General features: G+C 73.2%; 2 protein-coding genes. Both read left to right on the plus strand.

Annotated features, from left to right (window positions below; all coding sequences use genetic code 11):
- Positions 1 to 323: 323 nt before the first annotated feature.
- Entirely contained in the window at positions 324 to 14891 is a 14568-nt protein-coding gene (locus tag OG446_RS36555) for a non-ribosomal peptide synthetase (protein ID WP_328898078.1), read from the plus strand.
- Positions 14888 to 22450 (plus strand): non-ribosomal peptide synthetase, encoded by a 7563-nt coding sequence (locus OG446_RS36560; RefSeq protein WP_328898079.1) that lies wholly within the window; start codon positions 14888 to 14890, stop codon positions 22448 to 22450. The genes OG446_RS36555 and OG446_RS36560 overlap by 4 nt, the downstream gene beginning before the upstream one ends.
- Positions 22451 to 22526 lie beyond the last annotated feature (76 nt).

A 22526-nucleotide genomic window follows, 5' to 3' on the forward strand; every position in this document is an offset into this window, starting at 1 on the left:
TCGAGCAAAAGCGATCAGGCGGAGGGGCTCATCGGTCATATCGTGCTCGCAAATTTTCATATCTCTTTCATGTGGCCGTCGTGAATCACTGATGGACTGCCATGTGGTTCGTCCCTTCTCTGAGAAGACCGCGAAGTGCCTTGCCGGGTGCCTGAGTCGGCAAGGATCCAGGTGCTGCCTGCTGCCTGCTGCCTGCTGAATTGGCACTGCGTTGTCCCTGCGGCGCGACCGGCCGTTGCCGGCGATGCGTGCTGCACCGGCATGTTCGGCTTCGCCTGCCTTCTTCGTCCCCCCGAAACCTCTCCCCAAAGGTGTGACTCGGCATGCGTGAAAACGACTCTCTCTCCCCCCGGACGGACCCCTCTGAGCCCTTGGGGATTACCGCGGCCCAGCAAGGGGTCTGGTATGGGCAGCTGGTCGATCCGGACAGTCCGAAATACAACATCGGGGAGTGCTTCGAGATTCGTGGAGGCCTCGACGAGCCGCTGTTCGCCGCAGCGCTGGACCGGGCTGTGGCTCTGTGCGACAGCCTCAACCTGGAGTTCGTCGTGACGGACGAGACCGTCCGGCAGCAGGTCGTCCGACGCCCCCCGGCGGGAATCAGCCGGCTCCGTGTGGTCGACCTTTCCGACGCCGAGGATCCCGTCGGGGAGGCCGAGCGCTATCTCACCGATGACATGACCACCGTCCACGGGCTCGATGCCCCGCACCACCACTTCGCGCTGCTGCGTCTCGGGGACCGACTGCACTACTGGTACGTGCGCTTTCACCACATAGTCGTCGACGGCCTCGGCGGGGCCGTCTTCGCCCGCACCGTGGCAGACCTCTACGGGCGCGGCCTGCGCGGAGAGAACCTGGCCGAGGCCGAGCTGCCCGCCGCGTCCCTGCGCGACCTCGTCGCCGACGAGGTCGCCTACCTCGGCTCCGAGCGGTACGAGGCCGACCGTAGGTACTGGACGGACCGTTTCGCGGACCTGGCCACCGAGCACGCGATGGGCCCCTCCGGTGCCGGGGACGACGCGGACGCACCTGGCCGCCGGGCCCTCATACGCCGGGTCACCGACGCCCCGCCACCGCCGGTCGCCGAAGGCGCGGACGCCCGTCTGCACACCGGTGAGACGCTCCCCGTAGCCGTTCTCGACGGTCTGCGCCGGCTCGCCTCCGCCCATCGGACCACCTGGAGCGCCGTCCTCGTCAGCGCGGTCGCCGCCTACGTCGGCCGGGTCACCGGAGTACGGGAAGTCACGGTGGGGCTCGCCTCCAACGGCCGGCACGGCGGACTGAGGCACATCGTCGGCATGACCGCCAACATCCTGCCGCTGCGCCTGACCGTCGCCGCGGACATGACGGTCGGTACCCTCGTGCGCACCGTCGCCGCCGAGATGCGAGGTGCCCTGCGCCACCGCCGCTTCTCCCGTGAACAACTCGCCCGGGAACTGAACATGACCGACGACGCGGCCCGGCTCACCGGTGTCGTCGTCAACATCATGGGCTACGACTACGACCTCGATTTCGCCGGCAGCCCCGGCGCCTCCCGCGTACTGTCCATCGGCCCGGTGGATGACCTGTCCCTGTTCGTCTCCGAACGGGCCGCGGGCAACGGGCCGTTGATCGGCTTCGACGCAAACCCGGAGCTGTACCGTCCCGAGGACGTGCGGCTGCACCAGAACGCCCTCGTCTCCTACCTGACGGCGATGGCCGACGCGGACGCCGACACCGCGCTGCGCGAACTGCCATTCCTCGACGAGGCCACCGCCGCGGCCCTCCGCGCCCAGGGAAGCGGCACCGTCCTGTCCCCGGAAGCCATGCCCGCGAGCCTCCCGGAGGCGTTCGGCGCGCAGGCACGCCGGACGCCGGACGCGCCCGCGGTGGTGGACGGCACCCTCACGCTCTCGTACCAGGAGCTGGCTCGGACGGCGAACGACCTGGCGAGCGCCCTTGCCGGGTGGGGCGTGGGAGCCGAAGACGGCGTCGGTGTCCTGACGGGTCGTTCGGCGGCCGTCGTGTCCACCACGCTCGGCATCGTCGGCGCGGGAGCGGCATATGTGCCGATGGACCCTGCCTGGCCGGCCGAACGGCTCGACCGTGTCGTGCGGACGGCCCGCGTCCGTGCCCTGGTGGTCGACGAGGCCACGGCCGGCGCGCCCTGGGTGCGGGAGGCGGCCGCCGGTCTCCCGCTGATCGTCGTAGACGCTCTCGGCGGCCTCTTACGCGGCGCGCCGCCGCGGCCGGCACCACTGCCGCGCCTGACCCGCGGCGACCGACTGGCCTACGTGATGTTCACCTCCGGCTCCACGGGCCTGCCCAAGGGCGTCGGCGTCACCCACGCCGACATCCTCGCGCTGGCGGCCGACACCACGTGGCAGGACGGCGTGTGCGACGCGGTGCTGCTGCACTCCGCGTATGTCTTCGACGCCTCCACGTTCGAGACCTGGGTGCCGCTGCTGAACGGCGGCCGCGTGGTCGTCGCACCCAGCGGTGTCGTGGACGCGCACGTGGTGCGCGACATGGTGCACCGGCACGATCTCACCGCACTCTTCCTGACGACGGCCCTGTTCAACGTGGTGGCCGAGGCGGATCCGACGGCGTTCGCCGGACTGCGCCTGGTCGCCGCGGGGGGCGAGGCGGCGACCCCCGACCTGATGCAGCGGGTGGCGGCCGCGGCCCCCGCGACGCTCGTCCTGCATGTGTACGGTCCCACGGAGACCACGACGTTCACCACCCGCCACCCGGTCGCCGCCGGCTCCACGGGCTTGCCGCCCATCGGCCGGGCCTTCGACGGCATGAGTCTGTACGTGCTGGACGACTCCCTCGCCCTGGTGCCGCCCGGCGTCGTGGGGGAGCTGTACGTGAGCGGGTACGGCGTCGCCCGCGGATACCACGGGAGCCCCGCGCCGACCGCCACCCGGTTCGTAGCCGACCCGTACGACGCACGCGGTGGCCGCCGCATGTACCGCACCGGTGACCTTGTGCGCTGGACCGCGAGCGGCGACATCGAATACGTCGGGCGCGCGGACGGTCAGATCAAACTCCGCGGATTCCGCATCGAACCGGCCGAGACCGAGAACGTCCTGCTCACCGACCCGGATGTGCACGGCGCCTGCGTCGTCGTCCGCGAGGACATACCCGGCGACCGCCGACTCGTGGCCTACGTCGTGCCCGCTCCCGGCGCGAGGCCGGAGGGCTCCGCACTGGCCCGCCGAGTCGGGCGCGTCCTGCCCGCATACATGGTGCCCTCCGCGTTCGTGTCCCTTGACGCGCTGCCCCTCAACGCCAACGGCAAGGTCGATCGCTCCGCCCTGCCGGCCCCCCGGGCCGTGGCCACCACGGGCCGGGCACCGCGTACCGCCCACGAGGAGGTCCTGGCGGGCCTGTTCGCCGACGTGCTCGGCGTGGCCGCGGTCGGCATCGACGACAACTTCTTCTCCCTGGGCGGCCACTCGCTTCTCGCCACCCGCCTCACCGGCCGGGTGCGGACCGCCCTGGGCGCCGAAGTCGGACTGGGCACGCTCTTCGAGCACCCCACGGTCGCCTCCCTGGCTGCGGCTCTGGACGCCGGCGCGGCCGCCCGACCCGCCCTCTCGCCGCAGCCACGGCCCGAAGCGGTACCTCTGTCCTACGCGCAGCAGCGCCTGTGGTTCCTCAACCGGGTCGAGAACACCGGGGGCACCTACAACATTCCGCTCGTCCTCGAACTCGACGGCCCACTGGACACGGACGCCCTGAGCGACGCCCTCGCCGATGTGGTCGTGCGCCACGAGAGCCTGCGCACCGTCTTCGCCGAACACGAGGGCATCGCCCGTCAGGAAGTCCTCGACGCGGACGCTGCCGCGACGCGCATCCCTCTCGTCATCGAGCACGCCCCCGCCGGGGAGACCGCCGAGGCCTGGGCCGACGAGGCTCTGCACCTGCTGACCACCAGGCCCTTCGACCTCACGGCCGACACCCCGGTCCGCGCCCGTCTGCTTCGCCTGTGCGCCACCCGTCACCTCCTGGTCCTCGTTCTCCACCATGTCGTCGCCGACGGCTGGTCCCTCGCCCCGCTCAGCCGTGACCTGGGCACCGCGTACCGCGCCAGGAGCGAGCGCACGGGCGCGCCCGACTGGGCCCCGCTGCGCGTGCAGTACGCCGACTACGCCCTCTGGCAGCGTCGGCTGCTGGGCGACGACGGTGACCCGGACAGCCTGGCCGCGTCCCAGCTCGCCTTCTGGAAGAGTGCGCTGCGCGGTGCCCCCGACCTGCTGCACCTGCCCCTCGACCGCCCCCGTCCGGCCGTGCCCAGCCATCGGGGCGCCGCCGTGCCGTTCGAGCTGCCCGCCCCCGCGCACGCCGCACTCATCCGCCTCGCCCGTGCGGCAGGCTGCACCCCGTTCATGGTGTTGCAGGCGGCTCTCGCCGTGACCCTCCAGGCGCACGGTGCGGGCTCCGACATCCCGCTGGGCACCGCCGTCGCCGGACGCACCGAGGAGGCCCTCGACGATCTGGTCGGCTTCTTCGTCAACACGGTCGTCCTGCGGGCCGACCTGTCCGGGGGCCCGACATTCCGCGAACTGCTCGACCGGGTCAAGGAGTTCGACGTCGCCGCCCTCAGCCACGGCGACATACCCTTCGAGCGGATAGTGGAGGCCCTCAACCCCGAACGGTCCGGCGACCACCACCCCCTCTTCCAGACCATGCTGGTCCTCCAGAACCAGGAGCGGGCGGCCCTCGATCTGCCGGGCATCACCGTCCGCGACAGGTCCCGGCACCGCGGGGGCAGCAAGTTCGACCTGACGTTCTCGCTCACCGAAGTCACCGAAGTCACCGAAGTCAGCGAAACCACCGAAGTCACCCAAGGCGCAGAGAGGCCGGCCGGGAGACCCGCCGAGGTTCCCGGAAGCGGCAGACCCGCCGACCCGGCAGGCCGCGCCCCCGCGCGCACCCGGCACGGCGCCGGAGGCATCGGCGGCTACCTGGAATACGCCACCGACCTCTTCGACGCCGCCACCGCCCGCGCGCTGTGCGTCCGATTCGCCCGCGTCCTCACCCTTGCCGTGACCGACCCCGACCAGGCCATCAGCGACCTGGACCCGCTGGCCCCGGGGGAGCGGGACCGCCTCCTGGTCCAGGGACGTGGCGCGAAACAACCGCCGCCCTCCCGTACCGCCCCCGAAGCGGTCCGGGAGCAGGCCGCGCGAACGCCCGACGCCGTCGCCGTGCGCGACGCGGACACGCACCTCACCTACGCCGAACTCGACGCCCGCGCCGACGCCCTCGCCCACGTCTTGCGTGAGCGCGGCGCGGGCCGCGAGACCAGGGTGGCCATTGCCGCACCGCCATCCGTGGACACCGTCGTCGCCATGCTGGCCGTACTGCGGGCAGGCGCCGCCTATCTGCCGGTCGACCCGCAGTATCCGCCGGCCCGCATCAGCCACATGCTCGACGATGCCCGTCCCGTCCTGCTGCTCACCACCGAGGCCGTCCACGCGGGTCTGCCCGCCCGCGACATTCCGTGGCTCGCCCTCGACGGCCCGGAGGCCCGGGCCACCCACCCCACCGGGCCCCTCCCGGGCCCACCCGGTCCGGCGGATCCCGCCTACGTCATCTACACCTCGGGCTCCACCGGCCGACCCAAGGGCGTGGTCGTGCCGCACGCCGCCCTGGCCGGTCACATGGCCTGGATGGCACGGCACCTGACGATCACTTCGGACGACCGGGTCCTCGCACGTACGTCCTCCAGCTTCGACGCCTCCGTGTGGGAGCTGTGGCTTCCGCTGATGAACGGTGCCGAACTCTGCGTGCTGCCTGACGGCGCGAACACGGAACCCCGCGCCCTGGTCTCCTGGATGAGCCGGTTCGGAGTCACCGTCGCCCAGTTCGTGCCGTCCCACCTGGCCCCGGTCCTCACCGAGGCGGCACACGCCGCACCGCTGCCCGGACTGCGTGCCGTGCTGTGCGGCGGCGAGGCGCTGCCGCGCACCCTCGCCGACGACATCGCCGAGTTGTGGCGGGCCGAGGTGCACAACCTCTACGGGCCGACCGAGGCGACCATCGACGCCACCGCCCACCGCGTGGCCGGCCGAGAGGACGGCGGCCGGGAGAAGAGTGGGCAGGCGGAAGGCGCACCGTACGAGACCGTGCCGATCGGCCGCCCCGTCGACACCATGCACGCCTACGTCCTGGACAGCGGACTGCGTCCCGTACCACCCGGTGTCACCGGTGAGCTGTACCTGTCGGGCCCCCACCTCGCCCGCGGATACCTGAACCGCCCGGGCCTGACCGCGGCGCGGTTCGTCGCCGACCCGTTCGAAGGCACGGGCGCACGGATGTACCGCACGGGCGACCTCGTGCGATGGAACAGCCACGGGCTGCTCGACTACGTGGCACGCGCCGACGACCAGGTCAAGCTCCGCGGATTCCGGATCGAGCTGGGCGAGGTCGAGGCCGCGCTCCTGGCATGCCCCGGCGTCACGGCCGCCTGTGCCGTGGTCCGAGAGGACGAGGCCGGCGGGCGCCGCCTCGTCGGCTACGCCGTCACCGGCGACCCGGCCCTGCGGCCCGTCACCCTGCGCGACGCCCTTGCCGGGAGCCTGCCCCACCATGCGGTGCCCGGAGCAGTCGTCATCCTGGACGCCCTTCCGCTCCTGCCCAACGGCAAGGTGGACCGGCGGGCCCTGCCGGAGCCGTCGGCGGGATCCGGCCCCGCCGACGGCGCGAGGCCGCACACCCTCCAGGAGGAGCTGCTCGCCGGCATCTTCGCGGACGTCCTGCGACGGCCCCTCGTGAACCCGCACGACAGCTTCTTCGACCTCGGTGGGCACTCGCTCCTCGCCATGCGGGTCGTGAGCCGCGTCCGGACGGTCCTGGGGGCCGACATCGCCGTCCGCACCCTCTTCGACCACCCGACCGTCGCGGGCCTGGCCCGCGTCCTCGACCCGAATGCTCGCACCCGCCCGACGGTGGTGCCCGCCACGCGGCGGCCCGATCCGATGCCGCTCTCCTTCGCCCAGCAGCGCCTGTGGTTCCTGAACCGGCTGGAAGGCCCCGGCTCCGCCTACAACATCCCGCTCGTCCTCGAACTCGACGGTGCCCTGGACACGGATGCCCTGCGTGCCGCGCTGCATGACGTCGTGGAGCGTCACGAGGCGCTGCGCACCCTGTTCCCCGAACGCGACGGCGTACCGCGTCAACTGGTCCTTCCGGCCGACGCGGTGACACCCCGCCTGCCTGTCGTCAGCACAGCGCCCGCAGACCTGGAGGCGGCCGTCCTGGCCGCCGTGCGTGAACCGTTCGACGTGGTCACGGACCCTCCGATGCGGGCCCTGCTTCTGCGCTCCGCCCCCGCCCACCACGTGCTGGTGCTCGTCCTGCACCACATCGCGGGGGACGGCTGGTCCCTCGCCCCGCTCACCCGTCACCTCGGTGAGGCCTACGCGGCCCGTCTCACGGGCCGGGAGCCCGAACTCACGGCCGGCACCCCGCTCCAGTACGCCGACTACACCCTCTGGCAGCACGCCGCCCTCGGCGACGGCGTAGCAACGCAGAGCGTCCTGCGCACGCAACTCGACCACTGGCACACCGCCCTCGCGGGCCTTCCCGGGCTGATCGACCTGCCACTGGACCGGCCGCGTCCGGCCACCACCGATCCGAGGGGAGCCGTCCACACCTTCGACGTACCTCCTCCTCTCCACGCTCAACTCCTGCGCCTGGCACAAGAGTCCGGCAGTAGCCTGTTCATGGTGCTCCAGGCGGCGGTGGCCACCCTGCTGCACCGCCACGGAGCCGGCGACGACATCCCGCTCGGCTCGCCCGTCGCCGGCCGCACGGACGAGGCGCTGGAGGACCTGGTCGGCTTCTTCGTCAACACGCTCGTCCTGCGCACGGACCTGTCCGGCAACCCGACCTTCCTCGAACTGCTCCAGCGGGTCAGGGAGTTCGACCTGGCCGCGTACGCGCACCAGGATGTTCCCTTCGAGCGTCTCGTGGAGAGCGTCAACCCCGTCCGGGCACGCAACCACCACCCGCTGTTCCAGACCATGCTGGTCCTCCAGAACCAGGAGACCGCCCGCCCCGACCTGCCCGGCCTCACGGTCGTGGACCGGCTCGTCCACAACGGCCTGAGCAAGTTCGACCTCACCTTCGCCTTCAGCGAGGAGCGGGGCGAAGCGGGCCTCACCGCCGGAATCGAATACGCCACCGCCCTCTTCGACCGTTCCACCGTCGCCGCGCTCGCGGACCGTCTGATCCGGCTGCTGGAGCGGGTGACCGCCGAGCCCGCTCTGCCCGTCGCGAGCCACGACCTCCTGACGAGCAGCGAGCACGCCCGTGTCGTCCACTGGGGAACCGGCCGCCGCCTGCACGCCTCCGACGACGACGCCACCCTGCCCGCCCTCTTCGCGGCGCAGGCGCACCGCACACCGGACGCGGTGGCCGTCGCGTCCCACGACACGGCCCTCACCTACGCCGAACTCGACCGGATCTCCGCCGACCTCGCCCGCGCCCTTGCGGGCCTCGGTGTCGCCCCGGAGTCAGGGATCGGGGTGCTGCTCACCCGGTCGCCCGCCGTGGTGTCGGTGTCGCTCGGCGCGGTCCGTGCGGCCGGCGCCTACGTCCCGTTGGACGCGCGCTGGCCCGGAGAACGGCTCGATCAGGTCGCGGGGGTGGCGGCCGTCCGCGTCCTCGTCGTCGACGCGGACGCCTTCGCCTCCCCGTGGGTGGCCGCCATGGCCCGGCGGGTGCCGGTCGTCGTGGTGGACCGGCTCGGCCGGATCCTGCGGGGCGCGCCGGAGCGGCCGGGCCGCCCGGCGGCCGTGCCGGGTTCCGGAACCCTCGCCTACGTGATGTTCACCTCCGGCTCGACCGGACTGCCCAAGGGAGTCGGGGTCACGCACGCCGACGTGGTGGCGCTGACCGCCGACTCGGCCTGGCAGGGCGGCGCCGCCGACGTGGTACTCATGCACTCGGCGTACGTCTTCGACGCCTCCACCTTCGAGATCTGGGCCCCGCTGCTGCGCGGCGGCAGGGTCGTCATCGCGCCGGAGGGCGTCCTGGAGGCCGCCGCCCTCGGTGATGCGGTCCAGGAGCACGGTGTGACCGCCGTCTTCCTGACGACGGCCCTGTTCAACGTGATCGCCGAGACCGATCCGGGTGCCTTCGCCGGCCTCCGGCTCGTCTGCGCCGGTGGTGAACTGGCCTCCCCGGACGCGATGCAGCGAGTGGCCGGCACAGCGCCGGGTGTGCGCGTCCTCCATGTGTACGGACCCACCGAGACGACCACTTTCGCCACCCGCTACGACGTGGCGGCCGGCCTGCCGTCGGGCCCGCCACCCGTCGGACGGCCCCTGGACGGCATGCGCGGATACGTCCTCGACGGCTCCCTGGGCCCGGTGCCGCCAGGTGTGGTGGGCGAGTTGTACCTCGCCGGCCGCGGCGTGGCGCGCGGATACACCGGGCTTCCCGGTCTGACCGCCGCACGCTTCGTCGCCGACCCGTTCGACGCGGAGGGCGGGCGCATGTACCGCACCGGAGACCTCGTCCGGTGGACCGACGACGGGCAGATCGCCTATGTCGCCCGCGCGGACAATCAGGTGAAGCTGCGCGGTCACCGCATCGAACTCGGCGAGATCGAGGGCGTGCTGGCCTGCTGTGACGGCGTCGCCGACTCCTTCGCCGTCGTCCGCGAGGATGCGCCGGGTGACCGGCGGCTCGTGGCGTACGTGGTGCCCGCCGCCGGGGCACGTCCCGAATCGGCCGACCTCGCCCGGGCCGTCGGCCGGTCCCTGCCCGCCTACATGGTGCCCGCCGCGTTCGTCCTGATCGAGGCGCTTCCGCTGAGCCTCAACGGCAAGGTGGACCAGCGCTCCCTGCCGGCGCCCGCGCACCGGGTTCCGGTCCGGGGGCGCGCCGCCCGCACCGCGCGCGAGGAGATCCTCTGCGCACTCTTCGCCGATGTGCTCGGCCTCGACGCGGCGGGCGCGGACGACGACTTCTTCGCCCTGGGCGGCCACTCCCTGCTCGCCACCCGGCTCGCCGCACGCATCCGTACCGCGCTCGCCGTGGAGGTCCAGGTCAGGGCCGTCTTCGAGCACCCCACTCCCGCCGCCCTCGCCGCCGCTCTGCACGGCGCCGAAGAAGCAAGGGCCCCGCTGGAGCGGGCCGGGCGGCGCCCCGATCCGCTCCCGCTGTCCTTCGCCCAGCAGCGCCTGTGGTTCCTCAACCGGTTCGAAGGGCCCTCCGCCACGTACAACGTGCCGATGGTGCTCCGCCTGGACGGCCCGCTCGACGAGGACGCCCTGCAGAGCGCCCTCGCGGACGTCGTGGAACGCCACGAAAGCCTGCGTACCGTCTTCCCCGAGACCGACGGCGTGGCGCGCCAACTGGTCCTCGACGCCAGTGGAGCCGACCTCGACCTGACGCCCCGGGACACAGGCCCCGACCGCCTCGACGAAGTCCTGACCGCCGAGGTGGCGCACACCTTCGACGTGAGTGCCGAACTGCCCGTACGGGCCCGGTTGCTGCGGCTCGGGGCCGAGAGACACGTTCTCGTGCTGCTCGTCCACCACATCGCGGGCGACGGCTGGTCACTCGCCCCGCTGGCCCGCGACCTCGGCGACGCCTACCGGGCACGCGCCGAGGGCGAGGAACCCTCCTGGACGGAACTGGCCGTCCAGTACGCGGACTACACCCTGTGGCAGCGCGCCCTCCTCGGGGCCGAGGACGACCCCACCAGCCAGGCCGCCCGCCAGCTGGACTTCTGGCGCACCGCACTCGCCGGCGCCCCCGACCTGCTCCCTCTGCCGTACGACCGGCCGCGGCCCGCCGTCACCACGTACCGCGGCGACGCGTTCGCCTTCACCGTCGACGCGGACACCCACCGGGCCCTCGCCGATCTGGCCCGGGCCCGCGGATGCAGCCTCTTCATGGTGCTCCAGGCAGCGCTGTCGGTGCTCCTGTCCCGGCACGGCGCCGGTGAGGACATCCCGCTCGGCACGGCCGTCGCCGGACGCACCGACGAGGCCCTCGACGACCTGGTCGGCTTCTTCGTCAACACCCTCGTCCTGCGCACCGACCTGACCGGAGACCCCACCTTCGCCGAAGTCATCGACCGGGTACGAGCGTTCGACCTCGCGGCCTACGCCCACCAGGACGTGCCGTTCGAGCGGCTGGTGGACGCCCTGAGCCCGGAACGGGCGCAGAACCACCACCCGCTGTTCCAGACCATGCTCGTCCTCCAGAACCAGGCCGACACCACCGTCGGCCTGCGCGGACTCACGGTCACGCAGCAGCCGGTGCACACCGGGATCAGCAAGTTCGACCTGACCTTCACCTTCACCGAGACCCGCGACGACGCGGGCCGGCCGGCCGGCCTCGGCGGAGTCCTGGAGTTCTCCACCGAACTCTTCGCCCGCACCACCGCCCACGCCCTGGCCGCGCGCCTCACCCGCCTGCTCGCCTCGCTCGCCGCCGACCCCGGCCGGCGCGTCCACTCGGCCGTCGTTCTGGACGCGGCCGAGCAGGCAGGTCTGGAACAGGTCTCGCACGGCCCGGTCCGGCCCCTGGCGACGCGCACGGTGCCCGCGGCCTTCCGGGCACAGTCCGCCAGAACCCCCGGGGCGATCGCCGTACGGGACGGTGCGCAGCGGCTCACCTTCCGCGAACTGGACGCTCTGTCCGACGATTTGGCGCACCACCTGCACGACCGGGGCATCGGTCGCGGCGACCTCGTCGCCCTCGCCCTGGAAGGCACCGCCGACCAGGTCGTCGCGATGCTGGCCGTGGTCAAGGCGGGGGCCGCCTACCTGCCGGTCGATCTCGCCTACCCCGAGGCCCGGGTCACGTACGTGCTCGACGACGCCCGCCCGGCGCTGCTGGTCACCCACGGCACCGTCCGCGCCGCCCGGTACCTCCCTTCCGTGCCCTGCCTCGCCCTCGACGACCGGGCCTCCTGGTCCACCGGGCGCGCGGCACCGTCCGCCGCAGCGCCGGACCCGCTCGACGCCGCGTACGTCATCTACACCTCGGGCTCCACCGGCCGCCCCAAGGGCGTCGTCGTCACCCACGCGTCCCTGGTCAACCACATGGCGTGGATGGCCGGCCACCTCGGCCTCACCGACGAGGACCGGGTCCTGGCACGTACCTCGCCGAGCTTCGACGCCTCGGTCTGGGAGACCTGGCTGCCGCTGCTGCACGGCGGCTCCACCTGCCCCGTGCCGCCGGAGCTCAACCACGACCCGGCCGGACTGCTGGCCCGCATGCGCGAAGCGGGCGCGACCCTCGTGCAGTTCGTGCCCTCGCACCTCTCGCTCGTCCTCGCCGAGACCCGTCCCGACGAGGCGCCGACGGCCCTGCGGGCCGTCCTGTGCGGCGGTGAACCCCTGCCCCGGTCCCTGGCGGAGCGCGCGGAGGAGGCCTGGCGGGTCGAGGTGCACAACCTGTACGGACCCACCGAGACGACGATCGACGCCACCGCTCATCTCCACTGCGCCGCGGAGGCGGACACGGACGCGCTGGAGGGCGGTGTGCCGCTCGGTCGCCCCGTCGACAACACCCGGGCCTACGTCCTGGACGCCGGGCTCCGGCCGGTGCCGCCGGGTGTCACAGGCGAGCTCCACATCGCGGGCGACGGCCTTGCCCGCGGCTACCACGGGCGCCCCGGCCTGACCGCCGCGCGATTCGTCGCCGATCCGTACGGCCCCGCCGGGAGCCGCATGTACCGCACGGGCGACCTCGTCCGACGGGGCGCAGACGGCCTCCTCACCTACGTCTCCCGCGCCGACGACCAGGTCAAGCTGCACGGCTTCCGTATCGAACTCGGCGAGATCGAGGCCGCGCTCACCGCGCTCGACGGCGTCACCGCCGCCTGCGCCCTCGTCCGCGAGGACCGGCCGGGAGAACGTCGCCTGGTTGCCTACACCGTTGCCGACAGGCACCGCGGCGCCGAAGGTCCGGCCGGCGGCGAACTGCGCACCCGGCTGGCATCGGCCCTGCCGCCGTACATGGTGCCGGCCGTCTTCGTCGCCCTCGACGCGCTGCCGCTCCTGCCCAACGGCAAGACCGACCGCCGAGCCCTGCCCGTTCCGGAGCGCCCTGTCGGCACCAGGCCGGGCGGGCAGCCGCGCACCGCGCAGGAACGCGTCCTGTGCGCGGTATTCACCTCCGTCCTGCGCAACCCGTCCGTCCGCACGGACGACGACTTCTTCGCGCTCGGCGGCGACAGCATCCTCTCCATCCAGCTCGTCAGCCGCGTCCGCGAGGCCGGGCTCGGGGTGACCCCGCGCGACGTCTTCGTCCACCGCACCCCCGAGGCCATCGCGGCCGTCGCCACCGCACTCGGCCAGGGCGCCGCCGCACCGGCCGAACAGGGCGCCGGCGAGATGCCGCCGACGCCCATCGCCGCCTGGCTCCTGGAGCGGCCCGGCAGCACGGACGGCTACAACCAGTCCGGGGTGCTGCGCACGCCGGCGGGCGCCGACGGAGACAGGCTCGTCCACGCACTCCAACTGCTCATCGACCACCACGACATGCTCCGTCTGCGCGTCAGCCGCCCGGCCGCAGGCGAACCCGTCCTCGAAGCCCTGCCGCCCGGCGCCGTGCAGGCCCGCCGCCGCTTCACCCGGGTCGGCATCGCCGGCCTCGACGCGGAAGCCGCCCGCGCCGCCGTCACCGCGGCGGGCGAGCAGGCGCGCAGGCGTCTGCGGCCCGCGGACGGGGACGTGATCGAGGCCGTCTGGGGCGATGCCGGGCCGCACGCCCGCGGGCGTCTGCTGCTCGTCGCACACCACCTGGCCGTCGACGCGGTCTCCTGGCGGATCCTCGCAGCCGACCTGGCCCGCACGTGGCAGACGGTCACGGAAGCCGCGGACGGGGGCGGGCGCCCCGCCCCGGCCACGGCGCTGCCCGCCGCCACCACGCCCTACAGAGCCTGGGCGCACCTTCTGACGGCCCAGGCGCGCAGCTCCGCCCGGGAAGCCGAACTCCCGCTGTGGCAGAGCGTGCTGAGCACACCGGACCCACAGCTGGCATACCGGCCCCTCGACCCCCATCTGGACACCGCCGACGGGACCCGCACTCTGGTCACACACCTGCCCGCCACCTGGGCGAAGTCCCTTCTCACCACAGCCCCCGGCGCCTTCCACGCCGGAGTGGACGACGTCCTGCTCACCGGCCTGGCCCTCGCCGTCTGCTCCTGGCGGGCGGAACGGGCCGCCGGCCCCGGCGGGCCCCGGCAGGACGGCACCCCCGTCCTGCTCGACCTGGAGGGCCACGGCCGCGAGCAGATCGCCGAGCACCTCGACCTGTCCCGTACGGTCGGCTGGTTCACCAGCCTCTACCCGGTCAGGCTCGATCCCGGGCCCCTCGACGCCCGTGACCCGGGACGCTTCGATGCCGCTCTCGTCGAACGCGCCGTCAAACGCGTCAAGGAACAGCTGCGGACCGTACCCGACCACGGCGTCGGCTACGGAATGCTGCGCCACCTCAACCCGGCGACGCGCTCCCGGCTCGCCACCGCGGCCGATCCCCAGATCGGCTTCAACTACCTCGGACGGTACGCCGCTTCGCCGGAGCCGGCGGACAACGCCGAAGGCGCCGACTGGGACGTCCTGCTCGACGGCGGCGGGCCACGGAGCCAGGACCCGGACATGCCCGTGCACCACGTCATCGACATCAACGCGCACACCGAGGACCTGCCCGACGGCCCGCGCCTGGTGACCCACTGGACCTGGCCGAGCGACCTTCTCAAGGAGGAGGACGTCGGCGCCCTGTCCGAGGCGTACGTCCGCGCGCTGCGCGCCATCGCGGAACACGCACAACGACCCGACGCGGGCGGCTACACACCGTCCGACCTTCCCCTGGTCTCGCTCGACCAGGCACAGATCGACCGACTGCAGAACAAGTGGGGTGGCCGCAAGTGACCGGGTTCCGACTCGAAGACGTACTGCCGCTGACGCCGCTTCAGGCCGGCATGCACTTCCACGCCCTGTACGACTCGCACGCCGTCGACGTCTACACCGCGCAGTTCGTCTTCGACCTCGAAGGCACCGTCGGCGTTCCCGCACTGCGCGCCGCCATCGGCGCCCTGCTGCGCCGGCACTCCAACCTGCGGGTCGGCTTCCTCCACGAGGACCTGGACGAGGCCGTGCAGGCTGTTGCCGCCGAGGTCCCCGTGCCGCTGGAGGAACGGGACCTGACCGCCACGGCGGGCACCGGCACGGTGGAGGAACGCCTCACCGCCTTCCTCGCCGCCGACCGCACCCGCCGCTTCGACCTGACGACTCCGCCCCTGATGCGGTTCACGCTGCTGCGCACCGCGCCCCGGCGCCACCGCCTCGTCATGACCAGCCATCACCTCCTCTTCGACGGCTGGTCGATGCCCCTCCTCGTGCGGGAACTGTTCCAGTTGTACGCGTCGGAGGGCGACGACAGTGCCCTGCCGCGGGTGACCCCCTATCGCACCTACCTCCACTGGCTCGCGCAGCAGGACCGCCCAGCCGCCCTGGAGGCCTGGTCCACCGCCCTGGCCGGAATCGAGGCGCCGACCCTGCTCGCCGGGCCCCGCGGCGAGGGTGCCTCCGACTCGGCCGAACTGCCCGACACGCTGGTCCTGGACCTGGACGTCGCCACGACACACCGGCTCCGCGAGACGGCCCGCGCCCACCGGCTCACCCTCAACACGCTGGTCCAGGGCGCCTGGGGTCTCGTGCTCGGGCACCTCACCGGACGCCCCGACGTCGTGTTCGGCGCCACCGTGTCCGGTCGCCCGCCGGAGATTCCCGGCATCGAGTCGATGGTCGGCCTGTTCATCAACACCGTGCCGGTACGGCTGCTCACCACGCCCGGCGACACCCTGGCCGCAGTCCTGACCCGGCTTCAGGAGGAACAGGGCCGCCTGCTCGGCAGCCAGCACCTGGGACTGACCGAGATACGGGGTGTCACCGGCCTGGACGAACTCTTCGACACCCTGACCGTGTTCGAGAACTATCCGATGGACGACGAGGCCCTGCGCACCGCGCAACAGGGACTGCCCGGCCTGGCCGTCACCGGATTCAGCGGCACGGACGCGGCCCACTACCCCCTCACCCTCACCGTCGCGCCGGGGGACGCCCTGAGGATCACCTTCGGATACCGGGCTGCCGTCCTGGACCGCGAGGAGGTGGCCCGCACAGTCGCCCGTGTGCGACGCCTGCTGACCGTGATGGCCCAGGGCCTCGACCGCCGCGCCGACGCCGTTCCTCTCCTCCTGGACGGAGAGCGCGAGACACTGCTCTCCCAGGGAACCGGTGCCCAGCCGCGCCGCGCCGCGGGGGAGCGGAGCATCGCGGACGCCGTGGCCGAGCGCGCGGCCCGGCACCCGGACACGGTGGCCGTTTCCGGCGCGGGCGAGCAACTGACCTACCGGCAGCTCCATGACCTCTCCGACGATCTGGCCCGCGCCCTGACCGGGCTCGGGACAGGACCCGAGGACGGCGTCGGCATCCTCGTGGCCCGTTCGACCGCCACGGTCACCTCCACCCTCGGCGTCCTGCGGGCAGGCGCCACCTACGTGCCTCTCGACCCGCGCTGGCCCACCGAACGGCTCAGCCGGGTGGCCGAGGTGGCCGCCCTGCGCGTCCTGATCATCGACGAGCGCGCCCGCACACACCCCTGGGTGCGTCGTCTCGGCCCGGACATCACCGTGCTGACCGTCGACGCCGCAGGCCGCGTCCGCCACGGGGGCCCGGCCGGCGAGGGAACCCTCCCGTCCGTCACGGGCGGCGCTCGGCTCGCGTACATGATGTTCACCTCCGGCTCCACCGGACTGCCCAAGGGCGTCGGCGTCACGCACGCCGACGTGACAGCCCTCGCGGCCGACCGCAACTGGGACGACGGCGTAGCCGACGCCGTCCTGATGCACTCGGCGTACGTCTTCGACGCCTCCACCTTCGAGATCTGGACCCCGCTCCTCAACGGCGGCCGCGTCGTCGTGGCGCCCGACGGCACGCTCCAGCCCGCCGTGCTCCGGGAGCTCGTCGCCCGGCACGGCGTGACAGCGGCGTTCCTGACAACTGCCCTGTTCAACGTACTGGCCGAAGCCGACGCGGACGCCCTCGGCCTGCTGCGCCTGGTCGCCGCCGGAGGTGAGGCCGCCGCGCCCGGCGTCCTGCAGCGCCTCGCCGCCGCCCACCCGGACACTGTCGTCCTCCACGTCTACGGGCCCACGGAAACCACCACCTTCGCCACCGCCCACCGCGTACGCCCCGACGCCGACCCCGGCGGCGCGGCCCCGATCGGCCGGCCGCTCGACGGCATGCGCGCCTACGTCCTGGACGCGGCGATGCGGCCGGTGCCGGCAGGCGCCGAAGGGGAGTTGTACGTCGCGGGCGCCGGTGTCGCGCGCGGGTACCTGGGGCGGCCCGGCCTCACCGCCGGCCGCTTCGTCGCCGACCCGTTCGCCGGCACCGGGGCACGCATGTACCGCACCGGCGACCTGGTGCGCCGGGGCACCGACGGCACCCTGCACTACCTGGCCCGGGCGGACCAGCAGATCAAACTGCGCGGCCACCGCATCGAACCCGCCGAGATCGAGACGGTGCTCCGCGCCCACCCGTCCGTGGGCACCGCCTGCGTACTCGTCCGGGAGGACCTGCCCGGCGACCGGACCCTCACCGCCTACGTCGTCCCCACCCCCGGACACACCGCGGAACCCGGGCCGCTCGCCGCACACGTCGCGCTCCACCTGCCCGACTACATGGTGCCGGCCGTCATCCAGCCGCTCGGCGCGCTGCCACTGACCCCCAACGGCAAGCTCGACCGGGCCGCCCTGCCCGCACCCGCCACCCTGTCCGGCACGACAGGCCGGATCCCGCGCGGCGCCCTCGAGGAGATCCTCGCCGGACTGTTCGCCGACGTGCTCGGCGTACCACGCGTCGGCGTCGACGACAGCTTCTTCGCCCTGGGCGGCCACTCCCTGCTCGCCACCCGGCTCGTGGGCCGCGTGCGCACCGCCCTGGACACCGAGACCGAGATCCGCACCCTCTTCGAGAACCCCACCGTTGCCGCGCTCGCCGCCGCCCTGGAGGACGGGAGCCGCCCTGCCCGCCCCGCCCTCGTCCCGCAGGAGCGCCCTGCCACGCTGCCGCTGTCGTACGCCCAGCAGCGCCTGTGGTTCCTCCACCGGCTCGAAGGACCCTCCGCCACGTACAACATTCCCCTCGCCGTCCGCATCGACGGACCGCTCGACACAGACGCCCTGCACCGGGCACTGGGAGACGCCGTCGGCCGGCACGCGGCCCTGCGCACCGTCTTCCCCGAGCACGAACACGGGCCGCACCAGCGCGTCACCGCCCCGGACGACGTCCGCCTCCCGTTCGTGCGGGAATCCGTCGACGACGACAAGGCCGGCGACCGGATCAGGGCGGCCATGGCCGAACCGATCGACATCGAGCACCGGCTCCCGCTCAGGGCGACCCTGCTGCGCCTGGCCGACGACGCCCACGTCCTGGTGCTCGTGATCCATCACATCGCCGCCGACGGCTCGTCCCTGGCGCCCCTGGCACACGACCTGAGCGCCGCCTACCGAGCCCGGGCACGCGCGGAGGACCCCGCGCTCACCGCGCTGCCCGTCGACTACGCCGACCACACGCTCTGGCAGCGGCGCCTGCTCGGTGACGAGCGCGACCCCGAAAGCGTCGTCTCGCGTCAACTCGCTTACTGGAAAGACGCGTTGCGCGGCCTCCCGGAGGTCGTCGAGCTGCCGTGGGACCGGTCCCGGCCGGCCGTTCCCCGGCACACGGGAGCCACCCACGACTTCGCCCTCGACCGCACCACCTCGCGACGGCTCGCGGACCTCGCCCGCGCCAGCGGATGCACCCTCTTCATGGTGCTCCAGGCCGCCCTGTCGACCGTACTGTCCCGGCACGGCGCCGGTGACGACATCCCGCTCGGCACCGCCGTCGCCGGGCGCACCGACGACGCGGCCTCGGACCTCGTGGGTCTGTTCGTGAACACGCTCGTGCTGCGCACGGACCTGACGGGCGACCCGACCTTCCGCGAACTGCTCCACCGGGTGCGGGAGTTCGACCTGTCCGCATACGCACATCAGGACGTTCCCTTCGAGCGTCTGGTGGAGCTGCTCAACCCCGCGCGCTCGCAGAGCCACCATCCGCTCTTCCAGACCATGCTCGTCCTCCAGAACCACACCGCTGCCGCGGCCGTCGACCTGCCCGGCCTCACGGTCAGCGGAGTGCCGGTCGACGCCGGAGTCAGCAAGTTCGACCTCTCGTTCACCTTCACCGAGACGAACGACGAGAACGGCGCCCCGACCGGCATGCGGGCCGCCGTCGACTACGCCACGGAACTCTTCGACGCGGCAACGGTCCACGCCCTCGCCGACCGGCTCGTTTCACTGCTCGGCGCCGTCGGCGCAGACCCGGATCGCCCGCTGCACACGTACGACGTGCTCACACACGCCGAGCGGGACCGCCTCGCCGCCTGGGGGACCGGGCCCGCCGAGGACCGGCCCGGGCCGACACTTCCCGTGCTCTTCGAGCAGTGGGTACGGCGCACCCCCGGGGCCCCTGCGGTCCGCGACGCGGACACCACCCTCACCTACGGCGAACTCGACACCCTCTCCGGCGCCCTCGCCGGCCACCTCACCGCACAGGGCATCGGCCCCGAAGACCGGGTGGCCGTCGCGCTGCCCCGCACGCACCGGCTCGTCGTGGCCCTGCTCGCCGTCCTGAAGACGGGGGCGGCCTATGTGCCCCTCGACCCGGACTACCCGGCCCAGCGCCTGTCCTACATGCTCGAGGACGCCCGGCCGCGCCTCCTGCTCACCACTTCCGCCATCCACCGCCGCCTCCCCGCGTCCTCCGTGCCGCACCTCTGCACCGAAGAGCTCGGGAGCGGTTCCACGACGGGCGCGCAAGCCGCTCCCGCTCCGTCCCCGGACCCGGCACACCCGGCGTACGTCATCTACACATCGGGTTCCACCGGCCGCCCGAAGGGCGTCGTGGTCACCCACCGGGGCGTCGGCGCCATGGCCAGGACCCAGAGCCGGCGGCTGCGCGTCACCCCGGACAGCCGCGTGCTGCACATGGCGTCCGTCAGCTTCGACGCCGCGTTCTGGGAACTGTGCATGGGGCTGCTCTCCGGGGCCTGCCTGGAGATCGACGAACGCGACGCCCTGCTGCCCGGCCCGACCCTCGCCGCCCTGGTCCGCGACCGGGGCATCACCCACCTCACCCTGCCGCCCGCCGCACTCGCGGTGATGCCGCCCGGCTCACTGCCCGCCGGCACCACCATCGTCCTCGCCGGTGAGGCATGCCCGCCGGCCCTGGTGCACGCCTGGGCGCGGGAACGGTTCCTCGTCAACGCGTACGGCCCGACGGAGACCACCGTCTGCGCCACCATGAGCGGCTTCCAGCACGCGGACGGTCCGTTCGCCCCCGACCGCACGGTGTCCATCGGCGCCCCCGTCGACGGCACCCGCGTCCACGTCCTGGACGACCGACTGGAACCCGTGCCGCCCGGCGTGGCCGGTGAGCTGTACGTCTCTGGTGACGGAGTCGCCCGCGGCTACCACGGCCGGCCCGCCCTGACCGCCTCCCGTTTCGTGGCCGACCCGTTCGACCGTGCGGGGGGCCGCATGTACCGCACGGGCGACCTGGTGCGCTGGACGGCCGACGGGGAACTCGTCTACGTCTCACGCGTCGACGATCAGGTCAAACTCCGTGGGTTCCGCATCGAACTCGGTGAGATCGAAGCGGCGCTCACCGCACTGCCCGGCGTGGCCGCGGCCTGCGTACTCGTCCGGGAGGACCGTCCCGGAGACCGCCGCCTGGTCGCGTACACCGTGCCATCGGACGGCGGGCCGGGGCCGGACGAGGGCGCGGTGCGCGCGCACCTGGCCGCGACCCTGCCCGAGCACATGGTTCCCGCCGCCCATGTCAGTCTCGGGGCTCTGCCCGTCACCCCCAACGGCAAGACGGACCGCCGTGCTCTGCCCGCGCCCCGCCACGCGGCACCGGCAGGAGGCCGTAAGCCCGGAACCACGCGCGAACACGCCCTGTGCGAGGTGTTCGCGGAGACACTCGGCGTGCCCGAGGTAGGTGTCACGGACGACTTCTTCGCCCTGGGCGGCCACTCGCTGCTGGCCGTGACCCTGGCCCGGCGGATCGGGGAACGGTGCGGCCGGCGCCCCTCCCTGAGGGCCCTGTTCGCGGCGCCCACCGTCGAGGGTGTCGACCGGTTGCTGGGGAGCGGGGCGGGGGAGGAGCACCGCCAGGAGCCGGTCACCCCGGACCTCGCCGCCGAGGTCCGGCTGGCACCGGACATCTTCAGGCCGGGGCGTGAAGCCACGGCTCCCGCGCGCCGGCCCCTGCGCCCTTCCACCCGCCCTTTCCTGACCGGCGCCTCCGGCTTCCTCGGTGCCTTCCTCCTGCGCGACCTCATCGAGACGACCGGCGGCCCCGTCGACTGCCTCGTACGGGCCGAGGACGCCCACCGCGCGGCACACCGGCTGCGGACCAACCTGGAGCGCTACGGCCTGTGGGACCCCCGGTACGCGGACCTGATCAACCCCGTCCCGGGTGACCTCGCCGCCCGCGGCCTGGGGCTCTCACCTGCTGACCGCACCGCCCTGGTCCGCCGCCTCGGCCCGGTCCTGCACAACGGCGCGCACGTGAACTTCGCCGCCGCATACGGTGATCTGCGCGCTGCCAACGTGGCCGGCACCGAGGAGCTGCTGCGTCTGCTCGCCGACTCGGACTCACCCGGCATGCACTACATCTCGACCACCGGCGTCTACGCCCCGGCCCCCGGCCCCCGCCCCGTCACGATCACGGAGTCGACCCCGACGGGACCCTCTTCCGCTCTGCCGGACGGGTACGCGCAGAGCAAGTGGGTCGCCGAGCAAGTCATCGGGCTGGCCCGTGAACGCGGGCTGCCGGTGACCGTCCACCGGCCCGGACGCATCAGCGGCGACACGTCCACCGGCGCCTGTCAGGACCGAGACCTGCTCTGGCAGCTCGTCAAGGGCTGCCTCCAGGCGCGCGCGGTCCCGGACCTGCCGTACGGGTCGACCGACTGGGTCCCGGTGGACTACGTCAGCGCCGCCGTCGTGGCCCTCTCCGTATCCGGCCGGACCGGTGCGGAGACGTACCACTTCACCAACCCGGAGGCGCCGGGCCTGGACCGGGTCTTCGAAGCGGCCACCCGCCTCGGGCACGAACTGCGAACCGTTCCCGCGGAGCAGTGGCGGGCCCGTGTCGCGGCGCAACCCGACAACGCGGCCCAGCTGTTCCTCGGCGATGAGCAACAGACGGGGCACGAGGCCACGGACCGGCGCCGCTTCGACTCCCGGCGGACAGCCGAGGCGGCAGCGGCCGTGGGCGTCCGCCGGCCACCGTTGACCGACGAGATCCTGATCCGCTACCTGACGTACTTCCACGGATCAGGATTCCTGCCGGCACCGGGGGCGACGGCCACGCCGTAGCCGGCCGGGTCCCGCCGGACAACCGCAGGCCGTGGCGACCTGGGCCCGCAGGGCCCAGGCACACGCGGCCTGTGAC

Source organism: Streptomyces sp. NBC_00236, from assembly GCF_036195045.1.
GTDB lineage: Bacteria > Actinomycetota > Actinomycetes > Streptomycetales > Streptomycetaceae > Streptomyces.

What these genes read in the sequence shown, in the direction of transcription:
- OG446_RS36555 (WP_328898078.1), top strand. Translation starts at nt 324, where the DNA reads ATGCGTGAAAACGACTCTCTCTCCCCCCGGACGGACCCCTCTGAGCCC.